This is a genomic window from Streptomyces sp. NPDC054842, from assembly GCF_053611025.1.
The window spans coordinates 100,748-122,503 of sequence record NZ_JBSGZN010000007.1 but is presented as its reverse complement, the minus strand read 5'-3'; the positions used below and the strand labels follow the sequence as shown (position 1 = coordinate 122,503).

22 protein-coding genes are annotated in these 21,756 nt (G+C 72.0%); 13 read left to right on the top strand and 9 right to left on the bottom strand.

Annotation, left to right across the window (positions count from 1 at the left end; all coding sequences use genetic code 11):
• Window positions 1-59 precede the first annotated feature (59 nt).
• The 5 genes from ACWGIS_RS08010 to ACWGIS_RS07990 form a co-directional block, all read right to left on the bottom strand.
• Window positions 60-569, bottom strand: a complete 510-nt coding sequence (locus ACWGIS_RS08010) for a hypothetical protein (protein ID WP_453361540.1) — start codon at window positions 567-569, stop codon at window positions 60-62.
• 52 nt (window positions 570-621) lie between these two features.
• Window positions 622-1,485: a hypothetical protein gene (locus ACWGIS_RS08005; RefSeq protein WP_453361539.1), complete on the bottom strand. Its 864-nt coding sequence runs from the start codon at window positions 1,483-1,485 to the stop codon at window positions 622-624.
• 155 nt (window positions 1,486-1,640) lie between these two features.
• A complete protein-coding gene (locus tag ACWGIS_RS08000) occupies window positions 1,641-2,729 on the bottom strand; it encodes a hypothetical protein (protein WP_453361538.1) in 1,089 nt (362 codons plus the stop codon).
• Window positions 2,726-3,811 (bottom strand): hypothetical protein, encoded by a 1,086-nt coding sequence (locus tag ACWGIS_RS07995; protein ID WP_453361537.1) that lies wholly within the window; start codon window positions 3,809-3,811, stop codon window positions 2,726-2,728. The genes ACWGIS_RS08000 and ACWGIS_RS07995 overlap by 4 nt, the downstream gene beginning before the upstream one ends.
• The gene (locus ACWGIS_RS07990) at window positions 3,808-4,494 is read right to left on the bottom strand and encodes a cupin domain-containing protein (protein ID WP_453361536.1); all 687 of its coding nucleotides are present in this window, start codon (window positions 4,492-4,494) and stop codon (window positions 3,808-3,810) included. The genes ACWGIS_RS07995 and ACWGIS_RS07990 overlap by 4 nt, the downstream gene beginning before the upstream one ends.
• Window positions 4,495-4,977: 483 nt before the next feature.
• Between ACWGIS_RS07990 and ACWGIS_RS07985 the strand changes: the two genes are divergently transcribed.
• From ACWGIS_RS07985 to ACWGIS_RS07975, 3 genes are all read left to right on the top strand, one after another.
• Window positions 4,978-5,565 carry a hypothetical protein gene (locus ACWGIS_RS07985; RefSeq protein ID WP_453361535.1) on the top strand — a complete coding sequence of 196 codons (588 nt, stop codon included), beginning with the start codon at window positions 4,978-4,980 and terminating at the stop codon, window positions 5,563-5,565.
• A 463-nt stretch (window positions 5,566-6,028) separates the two neighbouring features.
• The gene (locus ACWGIS_RS07980; RefSeq protein WP_453361534.1) at window positions 6,029-6,622 is read left to right on the top strand and encodes an RNA polymerase sigma factor; all 594 of its coding nucleotides are present in this window, start codon (window positions 6,029-6,031) and stop codon (window positions 6,620-6,622) included.
• A gap of 1 nt (window position 6,623) precedes the next feature.
• Entirely contained in the window at window positions 6,624-7,577 is a 954-nt protein-coding gene (locus ACWGIS_RS07975) for a CU044_5270 family protein (protein WP_453361533.1), read from the top strand.
• A gap of 305 nt (window positions 7,578-7,882) precedes the next feature.
• Here the strand turns inward: ACWGIS_RS07975 and ACWGIS_RS07970 are convergent, their stop codons facing one another.
• Window positions 7,883-8,173 carry a hypothetical protein gene (locus ACWGIS_RS07970; RefSeq protein ID WP_453361532.1) on the bottom strand — a complete coding sequence of 97 codons (291 nt, stop codon included), beginning with the start codon at window positions 8,171-8,173 and terminating at the stop codon, window positions 7,883-7,885.
• Window positions 8,174-8,411: 238 nt separating this feature from the next.
• Here ACWGIS_RS07970 and ACWGIS_RS07965 point away from each other — a divergent pair, with 238 nt between their 5' ends.
• Window positions 8,412-8,969, top strand: coding sequence for a hypothetical protein (locus tag ACWGIS_RS07965; protein ID WP_453361531.1), 558 nt, complete (start codon window positions 8,412-8,414; stop codon window positions 8,967-8,969).
• A gap of 307 nt (window positions 8,970-9,276) precedes the next feature.
• Here the strand turns inward: ACWGIS_RS07965 and ACWGIS_RS07960 are convergent, their stop codons facing one another.
• Window positions 9,277-10,131, bottom strand: a complete 855-nt coding sequence (locus tag ACWGIS_RS07960) for an NAD-dependent epimerase/dehydratase family protein (protein WP_453361530.1) — start codon at window positions 10,129-10,131, stop codon at window positions 9,277-9,279.
• 136 nt (window positions 10,132-10,267) lie between these two features.
• Between ACWGIS_RS07960 and ACWGIS_RS07955 the strand changes: the two genes are divergently transcribed.
• Window positions 10,268-11,116: a helix-turn-helix transcriptional regulator gene (locus ACWGIS_RS07955; RefSeq protein ID WP_453361529.1), complete on the top strand. Its 849-nt coding sequence runs from the start codon at window positions 10,268-10,270 to the stop codon at window positions 11,114-11,116.
• Between the two features lie 33 nt (window positions 11,117-11,149).
• On the opposite strand, the gene ACWGIS_RS07950 is transcribed toward ACWGIS_RS07955, so the two are convergent.
• Both ACWGIS_RS07950 and ACWGIS_RS07945 read right to left on the bottom strand, forming a co-directional pair.
• On the bottom strand, window positions 11,150-11,437 hold the full coding sequence (locus tag ACWGIS_RS07950; protein WP_453361528.1) for a hypothetical protein: 288 nt from the start codon (window positions 11,435-11,437) through the stop codon (window positions 11,150-11,152).
• A gap of 52 nt (window positions 11,438-11,489) precedes the next feature.
• On the bottom strand, window positions 11,490-12,905 hold the full coding sequence (locus tag ACWGIS_RS07945) for an FAD-binding oxidoreductase (protein ID WP_453361527.1): 1,416 nt from the start codon (window positions 12,903-12,905) through the stop codon (window positions 11,490-11,492).
• A 164-nt stretch (window positions 12,906-13,069) separates the two neighbouring features.
• Here ACWGIS_RS07945 and ACWGIS_RS07940 point away from each other — a divergent pair, with 164 nt between their 5' ends.
• From ACWGIS_RS07940 to ACWGIS_RS07905, 8 genes are all read left to right on the top strand, one after another.
• Window positions 13,070-14,089, top strand: a complete 1,020-nt coding sequence (locus ACWGIS_RS07940) for a beta-ketoacyl-ACP synthase III (protein ID WP_453361526.1) — start codon at window positions 13,070-13,072, stop codon at window positions 14,087-14,089.
• Window positions 14,090-14,145: 56 nt separating this feature from the next.
• Window positions 14,146-14,385, top strand: a complete 240-nt coding sequence (locus ACWGIS_RS07935) for an acyl carrier protein (protein WP_453361525.1) — start codon at window positions 14,146-14,148, stop codon at window positions 14,383-14,385.
• Window positions 14,385-15,605 carry a beta-ketoacyl-[acyl-carrier-protein] synthase family protein gene (locus ACWGIS_RS07930; protein WP_453361524.1) on the top strand — a complete coding sequence of 407 codons (1,221 nt, stop codon included), beginning with the start codon at window positions 14,385-14,387 and terminating at the stop codon, window positions 15,603-15,605. The genes ACWGIS_RS07935 and ACWGIS_RS07930 overlap by 1 nt, the downstream gene beginning before the upstream one ends.
• Before the next feature lie 31 nt (window positions 15,606-15,636).
• On the top strand, window positions 15,637-17,484 hold the full coding sequence (locus ACWGIS_RS07925) for an acyl-CoA dehydrogenase family protein (protein ID WP_453361523.1): 1,848 nt from the start codon (window positions 15,637-15,639) through the stop codon (window positions 17,482-17,484).
• Between the two features lie 2 nt (window positions 17,485-17,486).
• Entirely contained in the window at window positions 17,487-17,909 is a 423-nt protein-coding gene (locus tag ACWGIS_RS07920) for an acyl-CoA thioesterase (RefSeq protein ID WP_453361606.1), read from the top strand.
• A 1-nt stretch (window position 17,910) separates the two neighbouring features.
• Window positions 17,911-18,807: a fumarylacetoacetate hydrolase family protein gene (locus tag ACWGIS_RS07915; RefSeq protein ID WP_453361522.1), complete on the top strand. Its 897-nt coding sequence runs from the start codon at window positions 17,911-17,913 to the stop codon at window positions 18,805-18,807.
• A gap of 215 nt (window positions 18,808-19,022) precedes the next feature.
• Complete coding sequence (locus tag ACWGIS_RS07910) at window positions 19,023-20,621, top strand: acyl-CoA carboxylase subunit beta (protein ID WP_453361521.1); 1,599 nt, start codon at window positions 19,023-19,025, stop codon at window positions 20,619-20,621.
• A 31-nt stretch (window positions 20,622-20,652) separates the two neighbouring features.
• A complete protein-coding gene (locus ACWGIS_RS07905) occupies window positions 20,653-21,735 on the top strand; it encodes a branched-chain amino acid aminotransferase (RefSeq protein ID WP_453361520.1) in 1,083 nt (360 codons plus the stop codon).
• Window positions 21,736-21,756: the final 21 nt, after the last annotated feature.

Here is a 21,756-nt window from a genome sequence, read left to right as displayed (position 1 = left end):
CGTACGTGCGTCATGGTGTGTTCGCGGCGCCCCGGTCCGGACCGCCGCGACGCACCCGGTCAGCCGAAGTCGTCGTCGCTCCAGCCGTCTTCGCCGTCGCTCCAGTCGCCGCCGTCCCAGTCGTCCCCGCCGCCGTCGCCGCCCGAGGCGGACGAGCTCTGGGCCTGCTGACGCAGTTCTTCCTCCTCCTCCGGCGTCAGGTGCGCGGGCGGCAACTGAGCGGCGGTGACCGCGAGTCCGGTGACGCCGAGGCCGACGAGGATCGCTCCCATCCGGCCGCCGAACGACGTCCGGTTGATCATCACGGTGTCGCCGCTGCCCCACAGCGTCCGGCCGTAGCCGATGTCGCGCCCGTAGGTCACGGTGCCGTCGGCGAGCAGCCGCTTGACGATCCGGTCCCCGAGCAGTTCGTCGGTGCCCGCGGCGCCCCGGTCGTCGTGCCAGTCCACCACGCCACCGGGGCCGCGGCGGCGCCATTCCTGACGGCCGTCCTCGTAGGTGCGGTGGACGCTGCCGTCGGCGAGCAATTCGTCGGTGTAGCCGATTTCGCGGGGGCGGATCATGCTCATCGGTCCTCAGGTCTGCGGTGGTCGGGCATACGATCCTCGGGTAGGTGTCCGATCATGCGTCGGGCCAGGTCATGAACCCCGCGGTGCGCAGCTCGCGCAGTTCGCCCCAGGCCGAGTGCCGGGACGGCCGGGGGCCGCGGGTCAGGCGCAGTACGGCGCGCAGGAGCCGGGCCGGCGCCACCGCGGCGACCTCAGCGAACCGGCCGCCCGCGAGCCAGGCGACCTCCTCGGGCCGCAGCCCCGGAGGCAGCGGGCCGGGTGGGGGCACGCGGCCGGGTGCGCGCCCCGTCACCAGGCGCAGGGTGCGGGCGTGCCGGGGCACAAGCCCGAGCGAGGCCACCCGTACTCCGGGCACCGGCCCCAGCTGCTCGCGCACTTGGGCGGGCAGGGTGACGCCGGTGGGGCTCGCGTCGTGCAGGACGTGCACAGTGGCGCCTTCGGCCCGCTCCAGCGCTGCCACCAGCCGGGGATCGAGTGGCAGGTCGTCGGCCGCGCTCAGGACGGGGCAGGCGGCCTCCAGGTGGACGTGGTTGGCCAGCAGCATCCAGGCGATGGAACGGTCCTGGCAGATCAGCAGGCGCGGCAGCCCGTAGGCGTAGAGGTCGGCTTCGCGCGCGGGCCCGCCGATCGTCCGGGCGGCACGGTGCGGGGGCGGAAGGAGGAGGGCCGGCTCCAGTCCCCGCAGTGCCTCGGTGAAGCGGGGCAACCTGAGGGGCGGGCGCGGGCTGTGCGGGATGCGTCGCAGTGGCGCGGGAGTCGGCCTCAGGACGCGGCACGTCTCGTAGTACAGCTGCCGTTCGGTGTAACGGATACCGCCGGGCAGGGCCGCGCGCCGGGCGGCGACGCCGATCGCCCGCTCCAGAACCGTCCGCGAGAGCGAGCGCGATGGCCCGGGCGGCTCGATGGGGGTAGGCATGTCAGCTTTCGTCCTTCCCGGGCGACGCCTGCGACGGGTTCGAGGAACCGGGCTCGGGGGTCCGCCCGCGCGTCGGCGCCGCGCGGCGGACGGCGACCGCCGCGGCAACGCTCGCGCAGAAGGCGGCCGTGCGCGGCTCGACGAGGTGACGCATGTCAGATCCCCTCCGGCTCGGGCGGCTGCGGCCAGCTCAGGAATCCGAGCTCGGCGGCCCGCCGACGCGCCGGCTCCGGGGCGCTCCGGGCCCGCTCGACGCCTCGGGCGACGGACGCCTCCAGCAGGGCCGGAGGAACCGCGGCGACCGGACCGAACCAGCCCCGTCGCAGCCATGCGGCGTCCTCCGGGGCGAGCCGTTCCATCCGCCGGAGCCAGTCGGCCGCGCCGGAGCCGACACCCTCGGCGGGATCCTCGTGGAGAACGACGGCCCTGCGGTTGCCACGGACCGCCTTCACCGGCAGGCCCGCGTCCACGACCACCGCGTCGGGGCGGTGGGCGCGAACGTCGGCCAGCAGTTGGAGGCCGCGGGCGCTCGCGTCGTGCAGGACGACCACGGGCCCGGTGGGCGGCAGATCGGCGAGTCGGGCGGCGAGGGTCAGTCCCAGCCGTTGCGGGATGTCGTTGGCGGACAGGAAGACGCGTACCGCCCGGTCCGGGCACAGCAGCGCCACCGTCGGCTTCCGCCGGTGCCGATTCGCGGGCAGGATCGCCACGTCGCCGGCCGTCTCGTCGTCGACGACGCCGGGTGGCAAGCCGCCGTAGACCTCCACCCAACGCCCGAGCATCATGGCCTCGAAGGCGTACGCGGACGGCACCACGCAGGCGCCGGCGCGGCAGGCCGGCCTGTGTGGCCGCCCCTTCGCCAGCAGGTACACGACGACGGCCGCGCCCGCGCAGCCCCACCAGAGCAGTCCGGCGTGGGCGATGTCCGGCATCCGCACGGCGAGCGCCACCAGTGCGGCGAGGAGCACCACCGCAGCCGTGCGCCCCACCCATGGTGAGCGTCCGCTGCGCGGCGCCGCGTCCCAGGTGCGGTTCTCGGTGCGGGCCAGGTACCACAGCTGGGTGAGGGTGATCGTGCGGCGACCCTCGTCGGTGTGGGTGCGGGCGATGCGTTCGATCCGCGTGTCGTGCATGCCGCGGCCGTGCACCTTGGGATCGAGGGCGAAGGCCCGTTCGCAGTGGGAGCACACGCTGTCGGTGCGTTCCTTGCGCGGCAGGGAGGTCTGGCAGTGCGGGCAGATCATGTACCGCCTCCGCCGGGCCAGGTCATGAAGCCCAGGGAGGCGGCGCGCCGACGTTCCGGGTCGGTGGCCGTGCCGGCGCGCTCGACGGCTCGGGTGACGACCGCGAGAAGCCTGGCGGGCGGGACGGCGACCAGGGGCAGCCCCCAGCCCTTCGACAGGCGCTTCAGCTGGTCCGGAGGGTACTCCCCGCTGCGTCGCAGTACCTCCATGACAGCGTCGCCGGGCGGCTCGCCCCGTACGGGCACGGCGTTCGGACGGTCCCGCGCGGCGTCGGGCGGCAGTCCGAGGTCCACGACCCGGTGTCCGGGGTACGCCGCGCGCACGCGGTGGACGAGTGCGAAGCCGGTGGCGTCGGCGTCGTGAAGCACCAGGACCGTTCCCGGGCCCGACGGGTCGAGGGCGGCGGGCAGTCCGTCGGGCGTGGCGACCAGGCGCAGACCGTGGCGGGCAGGCAGGCCGGCGGCATCGAGGAAGACGGCGACGGACGGGTCCGGGCAGAGCAGCACGGGCCCGCCGGACGCGGGCTCGGCTGCCGGTGCCGCCGAACGGTCCCCGCCGATACGGGAGGTACGAGGGGACGGCCGAGGCGAGGGATACCCCTTGTCGCTTATCACCCCCGGCGGGAGCGAGCCGTAGACGTCGGTCCACGCCCGCATCAACTCGGTACGGAAGGACTCCCGGGAGACGCGGGGCCGGCCTCGCCTCCACCCCGACGCCCCCGCGACGAGGTAGCCGAGGGAGGTCACCAGGAGCAGACCCCCCAGCACCGCGAAGAACACCTCATCGCTGATCAGCCCGGCGACGCCGAGGAAGAGGCCGAACAGGGCGGCCACTGCGCCGCATCCCGTCTCCACATCGGTGTTCTGAAGCGATTTGCGGGACAGGGCGTACCACAACTGGCCGGTGGTGCAGCGCAGTCGGCCTTCGTCGGTGAGCTTGGCGGCGACGCGGCGGACACGCAGGTCGTTCAGGCCCAGGGGGTTGGTCTTGGGGTCCAGTGCGTACCTGCGGCCGCATTTGCCGCAGACGTTGCCGGGGCGTTCCTTGCGCAGCAGGGACTGCTCGCAGTGCGGACAGATCACGCGGGGCCCTCCAGTCGGTGGGCCAGTCGCCGCAGCCGGGCGGCCAGGCGTTCCTTGACGGTGGTGACACCCGCTCCCCGCACCCGCTGGAGCCGCTCGATGTCACGCAGGGCGGCGGCCAGCGCCAGGTAGTCTGTGCGGGCAAGGGTGCCGGTGCCGGTGGAACCGGGAGGCGCGACCGTGCCGTCCGCCGGGCCCGCCGCCCTGCGGTCCGCCTCGGGGGCGGTGATCGCGTAGTCCTCGTGGTCGATGCCGTAGCCGGTGTTGGCGGCCAGAATGGTCAGCGGAGAGGTGTCCCGATTGGCGAAGGAATGCGGCATCATCTCGGGGATTCTTATCAACTCCCCCGGCGTGAGCGGGACTTCCGTGACCCGGTCGCGGTCGGCGTCGTACAGGCCGCAGGACGCGTAGCCCAGGCTGAGGACGAAGTGCTCACCGCCGTGCGCGTGCGGGGTGAAGGCGCTGCGCGGGCCGACGACACCGAGTTTGACGGTGGCGTTGGAGGGACGCTCGGGCGAGGTGGCGGCGTCGCCCACCAGGTAGTGGGCGAACTGCCCGTCGTCGATGAACCGCAGGAGATCCCGCTCCGGACCGAGGTCGCGGGCGCCGTCCCGGTCAGCGAGGACGATCGAGCCGTCGGGCAGCAGCCGGTACAGCCGCACACCGCCCGGCAGGTCCCCCACCCCGCTCCGGCCCTTCCCGACGGCAGCCGTACCCGGCACGCTTTCCTGAACATCACCGAACAAGAGTTGCTCCCCCCATGCCCACCCCGGCAAGTACGCGAATGGTAAGGCGCTGATCGAGAACGCGGGGAGGGTCCGGACGAAACCTGCGGTGACACCGCGGTGAATCACGGGTAGACACGGCGTCTGTCTCGGAGGCGTCCGCCCTCGCGGTGCGCCACCTCGTCCATACGGACGCGGGAAACGGCACCGCGCTCTTCACCCCCGTTGCGCGCCTCCGCACACCCCTGAGCGCCGGATGCCGATGGCCGATTCCCCACCTCTGTAAGGGAGTTCGGCACCTCACGAGGGTATGCCTTGTGCGTCAGTGGGCGCGGGAACGGGGAGGCCGGCACTGTGGCACGCCTTTCGTGGACGTCCGAAACCCCTCCCTCGCGCCGGCCACGCACCCGTCACGTCGTTCGCCGACTGCGCGCCCAGGGCATGGCCGGACCCGCCTTCCGCGACGTGCTGCCCGCCCTCACAGCAACGGTGCTGACCCTCAGCTCCAGCATCGCCGCCCTCGCTGTGGGGTACCGGGCCGCGGGAGTCGGCGTGCCGCTCGCGGCGGTCGCGCTCCTGCTGCTGGCCGTACCCCTCGTGGTCCGGCGCCTGCGTCCGGACGCCCGCCGCCGCAAGGGCCGCTACACCGCGCGGGAGTTGTTCGCACTCGACACCCAGGAACTCGCGCTGGCGGTCGCCCGGATGCTGCGCCGGGACGGCTGGCGCGTGCGCCTGCTGGCCGAGCCGGAACGACCGCGCCTGTACGCGAGCCGAGCCGACGGCCGCGAACTGCGCGTGGTCTTCCGCCCGGTGGCCGAACCGCTGCCGGACGAGGACCCGCCGCCTCCTCGCACCCGGCGGACGGAAGCGGACCGCCTCGTCCACCTGGTCGTGCACCGGGGCACCTTCCGTGCCCGTGACATCCGGTGGGCGCGACGCCAGGGAGACACCCGCCTCCTCGACGGCACCGCCCTGGTGCGCTGGGCGTCGGGCGCCCCCTTCGATGAACTGTATGCAGAGGAGACGTGACGGGGTGCCGGGGCCCGTGTCGCGGGACCTGGCGGCGCAGGGCTCCGAACCGGAAGTCACGGGACTGCTCGCCACCGGAGCTGCGGCGGTGCTTGCACATCACGGACACGAGCGAACAGGACTGCGGGCACACTCGCGTGGCCAGGGCACACGGGCCCTGCCGGGGGTGAAGTCCGGTTTTCCCTAGGAACGTTGCGTCTGTGTCTCCTTGCGAGATTGCCTGCCCCGCTCGGTAGGGCCTGGTGTTGGCGCGGGGCGAGTACTTCTGGCCAGGCCCAGGCCTCCAGGATGGAGCACCGCTGTCACGGATTCCGGCGGCGGGAGCTGGTGGGCTGTCGGGGCACCCGAACTGGCGCGTCTGCGTGCGAGCGGTTCACTGTCTACGCGTGAACCCTCCCGGCGGCTTCGGACAACAGGGGGTGGAATGCACGCCACTCCTATTGCACGAAGAAGCGAGGGCCTCGTGGGGGATCCACCCACCGACGACGCGCTGGTCATCCAGGAATCCCTGGAGCGGCCGGAGATATTCGCCAGGCTGTACGACAGACACGCCGCCGAGATCCACCGGTATGTGATGCGCCGGCTGGGCGACGCTCACGCCGACGACATCACGGCGCAGACCTTTCTCGTCGCCTTCCGCAACCGCGCCCGCTACGACGTCGCGCGCGCCAGTGCCCGTCCGTGGCTCTACGGCATCGCCGGCAACCTCATCGGCAGCCATCGCCGTTCCGAAGTGCGGGCGCTTCGGGCCCTGGCCCGTACCGGCGTCGACCCGGTGGCCGAGTCCTGGTCGGAAAGGGCCGACGAGCGGGTGACGGCCGAGGCCTCGCAGCAGGCGCTGGCCGGGGCGATCGCCGCCTTGCCCGGGAAGGACCGGCATGTGCTGCTGCTGGTCGCCTGGGCGGACTTCACCTACCAGGAGTGTGCCGACGCCCTCGGGGTGCCGGTCGGCACGGTCCGCTCCCGGCTGAACCGGGCGCGGCGCAAGATGCGTACGGCGCTCGGCGCCGACCCCACCCTCGTAAGCGACCACAACGGGGCGGTAACCCATGGATGACATGACCCAGATGCACGAGCTGCGCTCCGATGCGCCGGCGCCGGACCGGGTGCGGCTGGTTCCCGGCCGTCAGAAGCTGCTGGAGGCGGCACAGCAGCGCTCTGCCCGCAGGATGTGGCTGGACTGGCGCGTGACGGCTGCGGGGGTCGCCACGACGGTGACCGTCATCGCGGTGCTGGCAACCACGCTCGCCGGTGGCGACGACGGACCCGAGCGCGGCGGCGTGCAGCCTGCCGGCCCCGACCTCACGTCCGCGACGGCACTCCTGGAGCACGCGGCAAACGTGGTGTCGCAGCAGCCGGATCTGCATCCGCGCGACGGTCAGTGGGTCTACCTCAAGACCGCGCAGTGCCGCAACGGAGCGTCGGACGCGGCGCCCGATGCCAAGCCCGAGGTGAGCGAGGAGTGGGTCCAGTACGACAGCCCCGTGAGGGAGGACGACAAGGACGGCGACAACGAGCCCTCCCAGCGGCGGCTGTACCGCCTGCTCGCCTCGCTGCCGGACGACCCCGCCGAGATCCGCAAGCGGGCGGCGGACATGTTCCCCATGGGCAAGGACACCGGCTTGAAGGGAGAGCAGCTCGAGACCTTCGCGCTCCTCGCGACCCTCAACGAGGCCTATCCCGTGCCTCCGCAAGGGATGGCCAAGCTGTACCGCGCCCTGGCCGCGGACCCCGCGATCGAAGTGGTCCCGCACCTGGTGAAGGACCCCCTGGGGCATGACGCCATCGCCATATACCCGGACCTCGGCAGCAAGGCCGTGCAGCGCCGGGAGTACCTCCTCGACCCCGACACCTTCCAGTACCAGGGGAACCAGTCGGTCGCGGTGCGCGACTACAAGGAGCAGTACGAGGACGGCTCGTCGGCCGGGCCTTCGCACAAGAAGGGCGAGGTCACATTCTGCGAGATGAAGACGACCCAGTCCCTCGTCGACCGGGACGGCGAAAGGCCCTGAAACCGGCCGGGCGGGGCGGCCCACCGACCGCCCCGCCCGCCGACCGACCCCCGGGCCGTAACGCAACTGCGCTTCGGCCACCTCCTGTCCAACCGGTCGACGACCGGCGGATTCAGTGGCTCCTCAACGGCCATGGCACGGGTCGTCGCCCATAGGCATCGGCTTGGTGTCGGCCGCCAGGCAGGAGGAGTACACCCGTGGCGGAGTGGGCTGCGGCCCCGCTTCCGTCGCGGCGCTGCCGGCGATGACGGCCACGACACCGGCGCAGGCCAGCCCCGCTGTCGCGGCGAGCCCTGTACGACGGCTCACCGGTCGCCGCCGAAGTGATCGCGTATTTCGTCGTGGCAGTCGTCCCCGCCGACCGACGTCCGCGAGAAGGCCAGCACACCGTCGTCGTTGCCTTCCGCCTTGGCCCGGTCCAGCTGCGTCTCGATCTCCGAGATGTACTCGGCGCACTCAGCGCTGACAGGGTTCTCAGGCTGCGCCGCAGGCTCCACAGAGCTATTCAGAGCGGCGGTGGCAGCGATACCCGCCGCGCACAGCGCCGCCCACGCGGTGACCCACGTACGGCGACTCATCCCTAACGGTTTTGGCATCCCGGCATCTTACGAGCACCGCTCGGGCTGACGTAGTCGGAGGGATCGGAGTCGGATGCGGGTGACCGGCCCGCGAGAAGCACCGTGAGCGCGGGTCCGGTCAACTACGCGACGCTGACGGGCGTCCGCCCGCCCGCGCATCGTCCGTCCCCGAGGAGCGCCACGGACCGTTGCCGGCATCGCGTAGCGTCTGTCGGGACGTCCCCGGTACGGGGGTGGGCGAGGGAGGGCTGTGAAGATGCTCGGCGTTCGGCCGGCGGCTGCGGCCGCGGCGGTGGTGCTGCTGGGGTTCGCCGCGGCGTGCGGGAAGCCGGATGCGGGGCCCGGGGATGCGAAAGCCGCGCCGCCGGCGCACGCCCCCTTCGAGGAGGAGGTCACCCTCGACGACGGCAGCCGGGTGGGCCTGTCCTACGCGGCCGGTCGCGGGCTCGTAGAGCAGCACCGCACGCGCGGGGCACGAGCGTGGAGCGCGCCGCACCTGGTGCACCGGACGACGTCCGATCCCTGCGGGAGCATGACGGTGACGCCGTTCGGCACCACCGTCGCGGTCATCGCGAACTGGGGGCTCTACTGCGCGGACGGCGAGCCTCCCACGGAGTCGGTGGCCGCCGTCGGCACCGATGGCCCGTCCCGATGGGACACGAAGGTCACCAAGAACTTCGACGGGTGGGAGAAGGTGTCCGTCGTACGCGGCTCAAAGGACCTGCGCTTCGAGAGGATGTCGACGGAATGGGCGACGCTGCTGCGCTGGAACCCTGCCGAGGGCTTCGCGGAAGTGGACGAGACACGGCGCTGAGCCGAGCCGGGGACGCGAAAGGCACACGAAGCCCACCGCGCCCCCTTTACCGCCGGGACAGATGAGGGTGACCACCGACATCCGCTGAACTGCGGCTTCGGTCGGGCGAGGCATGGTGGTGGTCACCGATGCGGCGGGCTACGTGTCACCAGACCGGGGTGTGATCAACGTGGCGGACCCGCTCCTCGCGGGTAGCGGGCGCCCACCGCTGCCGCGCCGATCGTGAGCCGCCTGGTGCCACCAGTGCTGTGCCTGGCGGTGGCAGCGATCGCCGTGGCGGGGGTGGGCCGGCCGGGCGCCGTGACCGTCAGAGGGCTCCGGCGTCCCGGGCCGTCCAGACGCTCGGGTAGATCGGCCGGAAGCCGAGCTCCCGGCGGATCCGCTGGTTGGACGTGATTCCGAACCACGGGTCGGGGTCCGTGAGCTCGTGGAGTCCGGCCGGCACCTCGACGCCGTTGAGCTGGTACAGCTCGACCGTCGTGACGGGGGCGTCATCGGCGATGTTGTAGATCCGGCCGGCGATGCCCGGCGCGTAGAGCAGGCGCATCAGGCCCTGGGCGACGTCCGCGTGGTGGGCCATCTGCAGGCGCTGGTGCGGCGCCCAATGGGAGGCCCAGTGCAAGGAGTTGGCGAGGTGCGGGTCGCCCTCGCCGTAGACGAAGGGCAGCCGTCCGATGCGTACGTCCAGGCCCTCGAGCGCGAGCAGTTCGCGCTCGGCCTCGGCTTTGGACTCGGGGTAGGCGCCCCACATCTCGCCACCCGGCCGGCTCTCGTCCTCCTCGGTCAGCGGGCGGCCCCGTCCGACGCCGTACACATTGTTCGTGCTGACCTGTACGAACCGCTCCACGCCTGCCGCCTGCGCGGCGCGGCCCAGGGCGACCGCGGCGTCCCGGTTGACGGCCCACGCCTCCTCGTCCGGCACCCCGCGGAAGGACGCGGCGACGTTCACGACGGCGTCCACGCCGGCGAGCGCCTTGCCGAGGGTCTCCTCCTCTCGCATGTCTCCTACGGCGACCTGGGCGCCCAGCTCCGCGAAGTGCTCGCCGCGGGCCGCGTCCCGCACCAGCACCCGCACCTGCTCGCCCGGCTGCCGCTGGGCCAGCAGCCTCGGCACGAAGCGGCGTCCGACCTGCCCGGTCGTACCGGTCACCAAAGTCAGCATGATGTGCTCCTTACGTACTGTGTCGCCTGTCGTTGGTCACCAGCCTCGGCGGATGCGGCGACGAGGGGGAGAGACTTCTTCATCAGGGGATCGGGAGTCCCTGGATAAGCCGGCCGGTCTCCCGCACCCTGGAGAGGTGAACCGAGCCGAACTCGCCGACTTCCTGCGCCGCGCCCGCGCCCGCCTGGCCCCCTCCGACGTGGGCCTCACGGCCGGCGCCCGGCGCCGTACGCCGGGGCTGCGCCGCGAGGAGGTGGCCCAGCTGGCCGGCATGTCCGTGGACTACTACACGCGGCTGGAACAGTCCCGCGGCCCGCGCCCGTCCCGCCAGATGCTCACCGCCCTGGCCCGCGCCCTGCGCCTGACGGAGGACGAACGCGACCACCTCTTCCACCTCACCGGCGAGGAGCCGCCCCGCCGGGAGGCGACCAGCACGCACGTGCGCCCGGGCCTGCTCCTGGTGCTGGACCGGTTGCACGACACCCCGGCGATGGTGGTGACCGACTGCGGCGAGGTCCTGGCCCAGAACGCGCTCTCGCGGGCGCTGAGCGGGGACGTCCTGGCCCGGCCGCCCCGAGGACGCAACATGATCCGCCGCTTCTTCCTGGACCCGGCGGCGCAGGAGCTGTTCCCGCCCGAGGACCGCCCGGAGCGCGCCCGCGAGCAGGTCGCCGGCCTGCGAGCGGTGGCCTCGGCCCGCCCCACGGACCCCGAACCGGCCGCTCTCGTCGCCGAACTCCGCGCCGCGAGCGAGGAGTTCGCCCGCCTCTGGGACGAACACGAGGTCGCTGTCCGCCGCGCCTCCACGAAACGCTTCCGGCACCCTGCGATCGGCATCCTCGAACTGGACTGCGAGGTCCTCGTCAACTCCGAGCACAACCAACAGCTCGTCATCCACACAGCCCGCCCGGGCACGGACTCGTACGAGCGCTTGCAGTTGCTGCGGGTGGTGGGCTTGCAGGACCTGACGCCTACGGGCTCCTGACCAAGTCGCGCCTTCGAGTTAGTTCCCTGGCACTCAAGCCCCTGCTCGACGCTCGCTCACGCCGAGCGGTCTGCCGGCCGTGGCCCCGTCCACCACGGACGTCCACTCGTGCGGTGCGGCCCGTGCGCGCGGGTCCTGGACGAGGTCCTGCGCGCACAGGGCTTCCTCGTTCAGGGCGCGCAGCCGGTCGTACGACTGCTGCCAGCGCTCTTCGACGTACAGGCCGGTGCGGGGGCGGAACAGGTCGGTCGAGACCGCTTCGCGCCACGAGGCATGGAGGTCGGGATCCGCGTCACCGTCCCGGAAGAGGCTCCCGGTCACACAGCCGGAGTGTGGAGGGCACGGTGCCGCCGGCCCGTGCAGGACGGCGTCATCAGGAGGCGAAGACCTTCCCCGGGTTGAAGATTCCGGCCGGGTCGAACACCTTCTTGGTCGCGCGGTGCAGGTCGAGCACCGCGGGGCTCAGTTCCCGGGTCAGGCCGCGCCTCTTGAGCAGCCCCACCCCGTGCTCCCCGGTGACGGTGCCGCCCAGCGCGATCGCCTGGTCGACGACCTCCTCGAACACCCCGCGCCCCCGGGCCAGGGCGGCTTCGTCCCCCCGGGGAACGACCATCATCGGGTGCAGGTTGCCGTCCCCCGCGTGGGCCAGGCTCGCGATGTGCACCTGGTGCGCCGCGGCGATCCGCTCCAGGTGGGCGAGCATCTGCGGTACGAGCATGCGCGGCACGCAGATGTCCTCGCTCAGCACCAGGCCCAGCCGCTCCAGCGCCGGGTACACCAGCCGGCGCGCGGCGAAGAGGGCATCCGCCTCGGCCGCGTCGGTCGAGCGGGTGCTCCAGGTCGCGCCCGCACTCTCGAAACAGCTCAGGACGGTGTCGGCCTCCTGGTCTCCGGCGGCTCCGGGAGCGTCGCAGCGGGCCAGCAGCAAGACGTTCCCGGCGTCGGTGAGGCCCATGTTCTTCCAGTCGTCCACGGCGCGCAGGCAATAGCGGTCGACGAGTTCGAGGGCGCTCGGCACCACTCCGGAGGCCACCACGCGGGCGACCGCGCGTCCCGCGGCGGGCAGGTCGTCGAAGTAGGCGACGACGGTCCGCTCCCTGGCTCGGGCGCCGCGCAGCCGCAAGGTGATCTCGGTGACCAGGCCCAGGGTGCCCTCCGAACCGACCATCAGCCCGGCCAGTTCGTAGCCCGCGGTGCCCTTGGCGGTCTGCCGCCCCAGCCGGACGGTCTCGCCGCGTCCGGTGACCGCCTGAAGCCCGAGGACGTAGTCCCGGGTCACCCCGTATTTCACGCAGCACAGCCCTCCCGCGTTGGTGGCCACGTTCCCACCGATCGTGGACCACGGGGCGCTGGCCGGATCAGGTGGATACCAGAGTCCCTTCTCGGCGCAGGCCGCGCGCAGATGGTCGTTGACCACTCCGGGCTGTACGACGGCGAGCCGCTCGGCGGGGTCTATGCGCACGATCGCGTCCATCTCGGTGAAGGAGACGACCACGCAGCCCTCGATGGCGTTGGCCCCGCCGGACAGCCCGGTGCCGGCGCCGCGCGCGACCAGCGGGACTCCCCGCTCGGCGCAGTACGCGACCACGGCGGCGGTCTCGGCGGTGTCGTGGGGGCGTACGACGGCGGCGGGCATGCCGAAGGGGGCCCCCGCCGCCTCGTCGTGGGCGAAGGAGGCGCGGGTGTCCCGGTCGGCGATCACTCGTCCCGTGGGGAGGAGCCGCGCCAGCTCGGAAGAGGTCGCGGCGGCCGAAGGAGCTGTGGTGGTCGAAGAAGTCGCGGTGCCCATCTTCGCGACGCTGTCACTGGCCCCGCCGGGGGGTCAATTGGCCTTTGGTCCAGCCTGATCCGCAGGTGTACGAAAGGCCAATTGCCGTGCCTGAGAAGGCTGAGCGAGGGTGGTTCGGACGCCAGGTCAGACATTCGGTGGCGGCCGGCAGGGGGGAATTTCACATGGCGGTGGTGCTCTCGGGTATCGGGGGGTTTCTCCCTCCAAGAGTGGTCACGAACAACGACCTTTCCGCGACTCTCGACACGAATGACGAATGGATCAGGACGCGGACCGGAATCCGTGAACGCAGGGTCGTCTCGGACGGCTTTTCGACCGGCTCGCTGGCCGTGGAGGCCGGTGCCAAGGCGCTGCGGTCCGCCGGGGTGAGCGGGGTGGACCTGGTGGTCGTGGCGACCACCTCCCCCGACCGGCTCTGCCCCGCGGTGGCACCGGAGGTCGCATCCCGGCTCGGCATGGGTACGGTCGCGGCCTTCGACCTCACTTCGGCGTGCAGCGGGTTCCTCTACGGACTGGCCACGTGCGCCGGGCTGATCGCCTCGGGGACCGCAGACAGTGTGCTGTTCATCGGCTCGGAGGCGTTCACCACGCTGGTCGACCAGCGGGACCGCGGCACGGCGCCGATCTTCGGCGACGGAGCGGGCGCGGTGGTACTGCGCCGTGGTGAGGACGACGAGCCCGGCGCGCTGGGTCCCTTCGACCTCGGCAGTGACGGCTCGCTCGCCGATCTCCTGGCCATCCCGGCCGGCGGTTCGCGTCAGCGGTCCGCGGACGCGGGCCTCGGCCACGAGGTGGTGCCCACCGGGGACTGGTATCTGCGCATGGAGGGCCGCCCCCTCTACACGCAGGCGGTCGAGCGCATGACGCAGTCGGCCAAGGCGGTGCTCAAGCGCACCGACTGGTCCGTGGCGGACGTCGACTGGTTCGTCGGCCACCAGGCCAATGTCCGGATCGTGCGTGCGGTCGCTGAGGAACTCGAAGTCCCCATGGAGCGCGTCGCGGTCAACATCGACCGGGTCGGCAACACTCTGTCGGCCTCGGTCCCCCTGCTGCTGAACGACATCGCCGCCGCCGGCGGCCTCAAGGCCGGCGACCGGGTGCTGCTGTCGGCGTTCGGAGCCGGCCTCTCGTGGGGCTCGACGGTCCTCGTCTGGCCCGACATCCCTGCCGAGCACGTGCACTGACCGACCCCGTGAACCGACCCGCCCTCACCCACATATTCCGAACCAGGAGACACACCATGAGCAGCGTCCAGGAATCCGTCGTCGAGGTCTTCGTCTCCCGCTTCGACCTCGACGCCGAAAGTGTCGTGCCGGAAGCGACCTTCGACGACCTCGGTCTCGACTCCCTGTCCCAGATCGAGCTGGCGACCGCGCTGAAGAAGCGCCTCGGCGTCGTCATCACCGACGCCGAACTCTCCGAGGTGGAGACCGTCTCGGACATCATCACCCTCATCGAGCAGAAGCCCGCCGCCGTCTGATGAGCGGCTTCACGGCTCCCGTCACCGGTATCGGGCTGATCACCCCCGCGGGCATCGGGGTGAAGGAGAACTGGGAGCGCGTGGTCGACGGACGGCCGACCGCCGCCCACCACGACGACCTCGCCGGCCTGCCGGTGACCATGGCCTGCCGGGTGCCCGACTTCGCGCCCCGGCGGCTCGGGCTGCGCAGCGCCTGGCAGTTCGACCGCTACTCCCAGTTCGCCATCGCCGCGACGCGCGAGGCCCTCGCCCAGGCCGGTCTCGTGGCCGGGGAGTGGGCGGACAGCGCACGGGTGGCCGTCATCGTCGGTTCGGGTGCCGGCGGCACCGCGACGCTGGAGGAGCAGCACCGGATCCTGATCGAGGAAGGACCCGACGAAGTCTCCCCGATGACCCTGCCGATGGGGCTGCTGAACATGGCGGCCGGGCAGGTCGCCATCGACATCGGGGCCAACGGCCCCTGCTTGGCGCCATGCACCGCGTGCGCGGCCGGAGCCAGCGCGATCGGCCTCGGCCGGGAGCTGCTCAGGTCCGGGCTGGCCGACATCGTGATCGCGGGCGGCGCCGAGGCTCCGATCACCCCGCTCTACGTGTCCTCCTTCGCCCGGATGCGGGCACTTTCCAGGCGCCTGGACGACCCGAGGACGGCCTCCCGCCCCTTCGACGCGACCCGCGACGGGTTCGTACTGGGCGAGGGCGCGGGGATCGTGGTCATGGAGTCCGAGGAGCACGCCCGGGCCCGCGGCGCCCAGACCCTGGCCCGCGTGATCGGGTACGGCGCCTCGGCCGACGCCCACCACGTGACGTCCCCGCATCCGGAGGGCAGGGGCGCGGAGCTGGCGGTCCGGGCGGCGCTCGCCGACGCGGGCCTGACCGGCCGCGACGTGGACTACGTCAACGCACACGGCACCTCCACCCCCCTCAACGACGTGATCGAGGCCGGGGTGATCCGCCGGGTGATCGGCTCGGACGCCAAGGTCAGCTCCACCAAGGGGGTCACCGGGCACCCGCTCGGCGCGGCGGGTTCCATCGAGGCGGCGTACGCGGCGCTCGCGGTGCATCACGGCGTGATCCCTCCGACGGCCTCGCTCACCGAGGTCGACCCGCGGGTGGACGTCGATGTCGTGCACGGCGCGCCACGGCTCGGCCCGGTGGACATCGCCCTGAGCAACTCCTTCGGGTTCGGGGGCCAGAACGCCGCCCTGCTGATCTCCTCGTGAACCGCACCAGCATCGTGAAAGGACCTCCCAGATGAACCCGGTCGCCACCGCCGACCTGGCCAGGCTGCTCTTCGACGGCAGGTACGAGCAGGCGCACAAGGACATCAGCGAACTGTTGCTCGACCCGGTCTTCGATCCCCGTGAGGGCCTCACGATGAACGAGGCCGGCAAGCTCGCCTACGAACGCTCCCGGGTGGTGCACGCCGGGCTGGAGCGGCCCGCGGAGATCCTGCGAAACCCTTGGCGGCTGTTCGCCCTGGCCGAGTGGCCGTCGCTGGTCGACGTGTCCACGTTCTCGCTCCTGATGGTCCACTACAACCTCAGCTTCGGCACGGTCGTCGAGCACGGCGACCGGCCCGAACTGAAGGATCTCGTCGACGAACTGGACCGGCTGGACTCGTTCAGCCCGTACATGGCCACCGAGCTGGGCTACGGCAACAACGTGGCCGCCATGCGCACCGAGGCGGTCTACGACGCCGCCTCCCAGACCTTCGTCCTGAACACCCCGGACGCGCTGGCCCAGAAGCACATGTCCTACAGCGGGTTCCAGGACGTCCCCAAGCTCGCCGTCGTCATGGCGCGGCTGAAGGCGGACGGCAAGGACCACGGCGTCTACCCCTTCCTCGTCCCGATCAGCGACGGCATCCGCCTGCACGAGGGGGTCCACGCGGCTCCCTGCCCGGAGAAGCCCGTCCAGGGCCTGGACAACGGCGTCACCTGGTTCGACCACGTCCGTGTCCCCCGCCGCAACCTGCTCCACGGCGACATGGGCGGCTTCGACGAGAACGGCACCTTCCGCCCCACCCCGGGCAACCAGCGCAAGCGGTTCCTGCGCGCCATGAGCCGGATCCTGCCCGGGCGCCTGTGCGTCTCCAGCTCGGCGGTGGGCGCGGGCCGGGCCGGCGTGTACATCGCGCTGCGCTTCGCGGCGCAGCGCCTCACGAACGCCCCCGGCCGCAACGACCTTCCGGTGATCGAGTACCGGAGCCACCAGCTGGCGCTCTTCACCGCTCTCTCCAAGGTCTACGCGATGACCCTGCTGCTCAATCACGCCAAGCGGGAGTTCGTGGCGGCTCCGGCTGCCGTGCCGGCCGAGCTCAACCACCTGATCTCGATCACCAAGGCCCTCTCCACCTGGGAGATGACCGAAGTCATCGCGGTCTGCCGGGAGCGCTGCGGGGCCCAGGGAATTTTCAGCGTCAACCGGATCGCGGACTACGGCTCACTGCTTCAGGGCCTGGTGACCGCTGAGGGCGACAACCAGGTCCTGCTCGCCACCACGGCCGGCCAGATCATCGCCCAGGGCCAGGCCGATGACGCGGCGCCGCCCGAGACACCCGACGACCCCGCCGGGCGCGACCTGCGCGATACGGCGTTCCTGCTGGCAGCGCTGCGCCACCGGGAGCGGGAACTGCTCGGGGCCGCCCGTGCCGCCATGGCGGACGAGGCCCGTGAGCGTACCTATTTCGAGGCCTGGAACGACACGATGAACACCGGGCTGGCCATGGCCCGGGTGCGGGGTGTGCGTACGGCCCTGGAGTGCTTCACCGAAGCAGCCGAGGGCACCGAGAACGAGGAGGCACGAACCGCGCTCCGCCTGCTCTCCTCGTTGTACGCGCTCACCGAGGTGCAGCGGGACGCGGGCTGGTACCTCGCCCGCGGGGTGTTCACGGCCGGCCAGGTCGAGGAGCTGCCGCAGGCCCTGGACGCCTTGTGCGACCTGATCCGGCCGTACGCGGAGACGCTCATCGGCGGTTTCAACCTGTCGCCCGAACTGCTGCGCGCCCCGATCGCGGCCGACGACTACGTGTCCGCCTTCCAGCACCGGACCGGAGCGTTCGGTCCCGCCGACGCCCAGCCGACCACCGGGAACCGATGACCATGACACGGCACACCTATCCCTGCCCGATCCGCTGGTCGGACATGGACATCTACGGCATCGTCAACAACGTCTCCTTCGTGCGCTATCTGGAGGAGGCGCGGGTCGACTTCATCTTCCGGATGGCCCCGACCGAGGGTGACGCGTTCTTCCGGGACGGCTCGGTGGTCGTCTCCCACCAGATCCGCTACCGGCGTCAGCTCGTCCACCGACACGAGCCGGTCGACATCGAGATGTGGGTCTCGGACCTCCAGTCGGCGACGGTGACCGTGGACTACGCGGTGCGGGACGGCGACCTCGTCTACGCCACCGCCTCCACCACGATGGCCCCGTTCGACTACCGGGCGGGCCGCCCCCGTCGGCTCACGGACGCGGAGACCGGTTTCTTCGAGAAGTACCTCGAAGAGACCGGGCCGGTGCGCTGACATGCGCCTGCTCCGGATCGGCCCGCAGGGTGGGGAACGGCCGTGCGCGGTCGGCCCCGGTGGCGTGGTCCGCGACCTGTCGTCCTGGGTCGCGGACTGGACGGGCGAGAGCCTGGACCCGGACGTACTGCGCGAGTTGGACGCCCGGCTGGTGCGGGAGGCCGGCACGCTGCCGGTGGCGGACCCGGCTGCCGAGCGGGTCGGTCCGCCCGTCCGGCCGGGCGGGCACCTGCTGTCGATCGGCCTCAACTACCGCGCGCACGCCGCCGAGGCCGGTCTCGAGCTGCCGGACGAGCCGATCGTCTCCAGCAAGGCCCCGATGACGTTGGTCGGTCCGAATGACCCCCTCCTGCTGCCCCCGGGTGGCGAGAAGACCGACTGGGAGGTCGAGCTGGCGATGGTCATCGGGCGGCGGGCCCAGTACCTTCCCGGTCGGGCGGCCGCCTTGGCCCACGTCGCGGGCTTCGCCACGGGCAACGACGTGTCCGAGCGGCGCGCGCTGCTGGAGCGCGGCGGTCAGTGGGTCAAGGGCAAGTCCTTCGAGTCCTTCAGCCCGCTGGGCCCCTTCCTGGTCACACCAGACGAGGTGCCCGACCCGCAGGACCTGCGGCTGACCTGCACGGTCAACGGCCGGGTCATGCAGCACGCCTCCACCGCCGACATGGTCTTCGACGTGGCCCACCTGGTCTGGTACCTCAGCCAGTTCATGGTGCTCCACCCCGGGGACGTCATCCTCACCGGCTCCCCGGGCGGGGTCGCGCTCGGCCGTCCCGACCACCCCTACCTGCGGTCCGGCGATCTGGTCGAGGCCGAGGTCGCGGGTCTGGGCGCGCACCGCCAGCGCTGCCGCCCGGCCGTCCGGCCCGCCGCGCCGGCCGGCCGCCGGGAGGCGGGGTGACCCGGGGCCTCGCCCGCCGGATCGCGGCCCGGGGCTCCTTCAAGAACCGGCCGCCGTTCACCCCGCGCCCGGCCCGGGCGGCGTCGCCGTGCGGCCCCGCGCCGGGAGTTCGCCGGCGGCCGGTACCGCGCCCACCGGTCGCCCGCGGGTCAGCGGCGGTCTGACCCGTCACCGCACACATTGCCGTACCGGCTCTGGAAGGGGAACGACAAGAGATGCCCGCCCCGCAGAAGACCGCCCAGGCGAAGACGCCGGCTCCGGCCCCCGACGCCCACGGGCGACTGGCCGAGCTGCACGCCATCAAGGAGCTGGCCCGTCGCGGGCCCGGCGAGCGGGCCACCGCGGCCCAGCACGCGAAGGGCAAGCTGACCGCACGGGAGCGGATCGACCTGCTCCTGGACCCCGGCTCGTTCAACGAGGTCGAGCAGTTGCGCCGGCACCGCTCGGTCGGCTTCGGCATGGAGGACCGAAGGCCGCACACGGACGGCGTGATCACCGGCTGGGGCACGGTGGAGGGCCGCACCGTCTTCGTCTACGCACACGACTTCCGGATCTTCGGCGGGGCGCTCGGCGAGGCGCACGCCGGCAAGATCCACAAGATCATGGACATGGCCATCTCGGCCGGGGCGCCCCTGGTGTCCCTGAACGACGGCGCGGGCGCCCGTATCCAGGAGGGCGTCTCTGCGCTGGCCGGGTATGGCGGGATCTTCCAGCGCAACGTACGGGCCTCGGGCGTCATCCCGCAGATCTCGGTGATGCTCGGCCCGTGCGCGGGCGGCGCCGCCTACTCCCCCGCCCTGACCGACTTCGTGTTCATGGTCCGGGGCACCTCCCAGATGTTCATCACGGGACCGGACGTGGTCAGGGCGGTCACCGGGGAAGAGGTCAGCCAGAACGGCCTCGGCGGCGCCGACGTGCACGCGGAACTGTCCGGGGTGGCCCACTTCGTCTACGACGACGAACCGAGCTGCCTGGCCGAGGTGCGCTACCTGCTCTCGCTGCTCCCCTCCAGCAACGCCGAACCACCGCCTGGCGCCGCGCAGTCGGACCCGGTGGAACGGCGCAGCGAGGCCCTGCTGACGCTCGTGCCGACCGAGGGCAAGCTCCCGTACGACATGCGTCGCGTGATCGGGGAACTCGTCGACCACGGGGACTTCATGGAGGTCCACGAGGGCTGGGCGCCCAACATCCTTTGCGGGCTGGCCCGGCTCGGCGGGCAGGTCGTGGGCATCGTCGCCAACCAGCCCGTCGTCCTGGCCGGCGTCCTGGACATCCGCGCGAGCGAGAAGGCCGCCCGCTTCGTCCGGATGTGCGACGCCTTCAGCATCCCCCTGCTGACCCTGGTCGACGTACCCGGCTTCATGCCCGGCGTGGGCCAGGAGCACGGCGGGGTCATCCGGCACGGCGCCAAGCTGCTGTATGCCTACTGCGAGGCCACCGTCCCCCGCGTGCAGGTGATCCTGCGCAAGGCCTACGGCGGCGCGTACATCGTCATGGACTCCCGGTCCATCGGCTGCGACCTCTCCTACGCCTGGCCCACCAACGAGATCGCCGTGATGGGCGCCGAGGGAGCCGCCAATGTCATCTTCCGGCGGCAGATCGCCGAGGCCGACGATCCGCAGGCAACGCGGGCCGCGATGGTCAAGGACTACAGGGCCGAGCTGATGCACCCCTACTACGCGGCCGAACGCGGCCTCGTCGACGACGTGATCGACCCCGCCGGGACCCGCGCGACGCTCATCCGTGCCTTCTGGATGCTGCGGACCAAGCAGTACGAGCAGCCGTCCCGCAAGCACGCCAACACCCCCCTGTGACCGGCCACTTCCACCGCCCTGGAGCGTTCTCATGACCATCACCTTCACCACCGAGCCGGCCGAGCGACTCGCCGACGCGGAGCGCGCCCGGGTACTGGAGGCACCCGCGTTCGGCGACGTGTTCAGCGACCACATGATCAGCATCGACTGGGACGTGGAGCGCGGCTGGTACGACGCCCGGCTCACGCCGTACGCACCGCTCGTCCTCGATCCCTCCGCCCAGGTGTTCCACTACGGCCAAGAGGTCTTCGAGGGCCTCAAGGCCTACCGGCGCCCCGACGGATCGGTGGTCACCTTCCGCCCGTACGCCAACGCCGCACGCCTGAACCGCTCCTGCGCGCGCATGGCCATGCCGCCGCTGCCCGAGGCGACCTTCGTCGAAGCCCTGGAACTCCTGGTCACCACCGACCGGGAATGGGTGCCCGAGCAGCCGGGCCACAGCCTCTACCTGCGCCCCTTCATGATCGCCACACAGCCCACGATCGGTTTCTACGGCCCGTCCGGCGCCTACCGTTTCATGGTGATCGCCTCTCCGGCCGCCGCGTATTTCCAGGCCGGCGCCAGACCGCTGACGGTCTGGCTCTGCGAGGACTACACCCGCGCCGCCCCCGGCGGCACCGGCGAGGCCAAGTGCGGCGGCAACTACGCCGGAACCCTGGTCGCCCAGGCGCAGGCCCGCGAGATGGGCTGCGACCAGGTGGTCTGGCTGGACTCCGCCGAGCACCGCCGGGTCGAGGAGATGGGGACCAGCAACATGTTCTTCGTCTACGGGGACCGGCTGGTCACCCCGGAGCTGTCCGGCTCGCTGCTGTCCGGCGTCACTCGGGACTCCGTCCTCGCGCTGGCCGGCGAACTGGGCTACACGGCCGAGGAGGGGCGCATCAGCGTGGCGGACTGGCGTGCCGACGCCGAGTCGGGCCGGCTGACCGAGGTGTTCTCCTGCGGCACCTCCTCCATGATCACCCCGGTCGGCGAGGTCAAGGGCAAGGACGGCGGTTGGACGATCGGCGGTGGCGAGCCCGGCCCGGTCACCGTGCGGCTGCGTGCGGAGCTGTCCGGGATCCAGTCCGGTGAGCGGCCCGACCCGTTCGGCTGGGTCCACAAGATCGCCTGAACCACGGCCCGATCCGACCGC

Excerpts from the sequence above, each read along its gene's own strand:
- ACWGIS_RS08010 (WP_453361540.1), bottom strand. The coding sequence starts at position 569 with ATGAGCATGATCCGCCCCCGCGAAATCGGCTACACCGACGAATTGCTC.
- ACWGIS_RS08005 (WP_453361539.1), bottom strand. The coding sequence starts at position 1,485 with ATGCCTACCCCCATCGAGCCGCCCGGGCCATCGCGCTCGCTCTCGCGG.
- ACWGIS_RS08000 (WP_453361538.1), bottom strand. The coding sequence starts at position 2,729 with ATGATCTGCCCGCACTGCCAGACCTCCCTGCCGCGCAAGGAACGCACC.
- ACWGIS_RS07985 (WP_453361535.1), top strand. The coding sequence starts at position 4,978 with ATGGCCGGACCCGCCTTCCGCGACGTGCTGCCCGCCCTCACAGCAACG.
- ACWGIS_RS07975 (WP_453361533.1), top strand. The coding sequence starts at position 6,624 with ATGACCCAGATGCACGAGCTGCGCTCCGATGCGCCGGCGCCGGACCGG.
- ACWGIS_RS07970 (WP_453361532.1), bottom strand. The coding sequence starts at position 8,173 with ATGCCAAAACCGTTAGGGATGAGTCGCCGTACGTGGGTCACCGCGTGG.
- ACWGIS_RS07965 (WP_453361531.1), top strand. The coding sequence starts at position 8,412 with ATGCTCGGCGTTCGGCCGGCGGCTGCGGCCGCGGCGGTGGTGCTGCTG.
- ACWGIS_RS07960 (WP_453361530.1), bottom strand. The coding sequence starts at position 10,131 with ATGCTGACTTTGGTGACCGGTACGACCGGGCAGGTCGGACGCCGCTTC.
- ACWGIS_RS07945 (WP_453361527.1), bottom strand. The coding sequence starts at position 12,905 with ATGGGCACCGCGACTTCTTCGACCACCACAGCTCCTTCGGCCGCCGCG.
- ACWGIS_RS07940 (WP_453361526.1), top strand. The coding sequence starts at position 13,070 with ATGGCGGTGGTGCTCTCGGGTATCGGGGGGTTTCTCCCTCCAAGAGTG.
- ACWGIS_RS07935 (WP_453361525.1), top strand. The coding sequence starts at position 14,146 with ATGAGCAGCGTCCAGGAATCCGTCGTCGAGGTCTTCGTCTCCCGCTTC.
- ACWGIS_RS07930 (WP_453361524.1), top strand. The coding sequence starts at position 14,385 with ATGAGCGGCTTCACGGCTCCCGTCACCGGTATCGGGCTGATCACCCCC.
- ACWGIS_RS07925 (WP_453361523.1), top strand. The coding sequence starts at position 15,637 with ATGAACCCGGTCGCCACCGCCGACCTGGCCAGGCTGCTCTTCGACGGC.
- ACWGIS_RS07920 (WP_453361606.1), top strand. The coding sequence starts at position 17,487 with ATGACACGGCACACCTATCCCTGCCCGATCCGCTGGTCGGACATGGAC.
- ACWGIS_RS07915 (WP_453361522.1), top strand. The coding sequence starts at position 17,911 with ATGCGCCTGCTCCGGATCGGCCCGCAGGGTGGGGAACGGCCGTGCGCG.
- ACWGIS_RS07910 (WP_453361521.1), top strand. The coding sequence starts at position 19,023 with ATGCCCGCCCCGCAGAAGACCGCCCAGGCGAAGACGCCGGCTCCGGCC.
- ACWGIS_RS07905 (WP_453361520.1), top strand. The coding sequence starts at position 20,653 with ATGACCATCACCTTCACCACCGAGCCGGCCGAGCGACTCGCCGACGCG.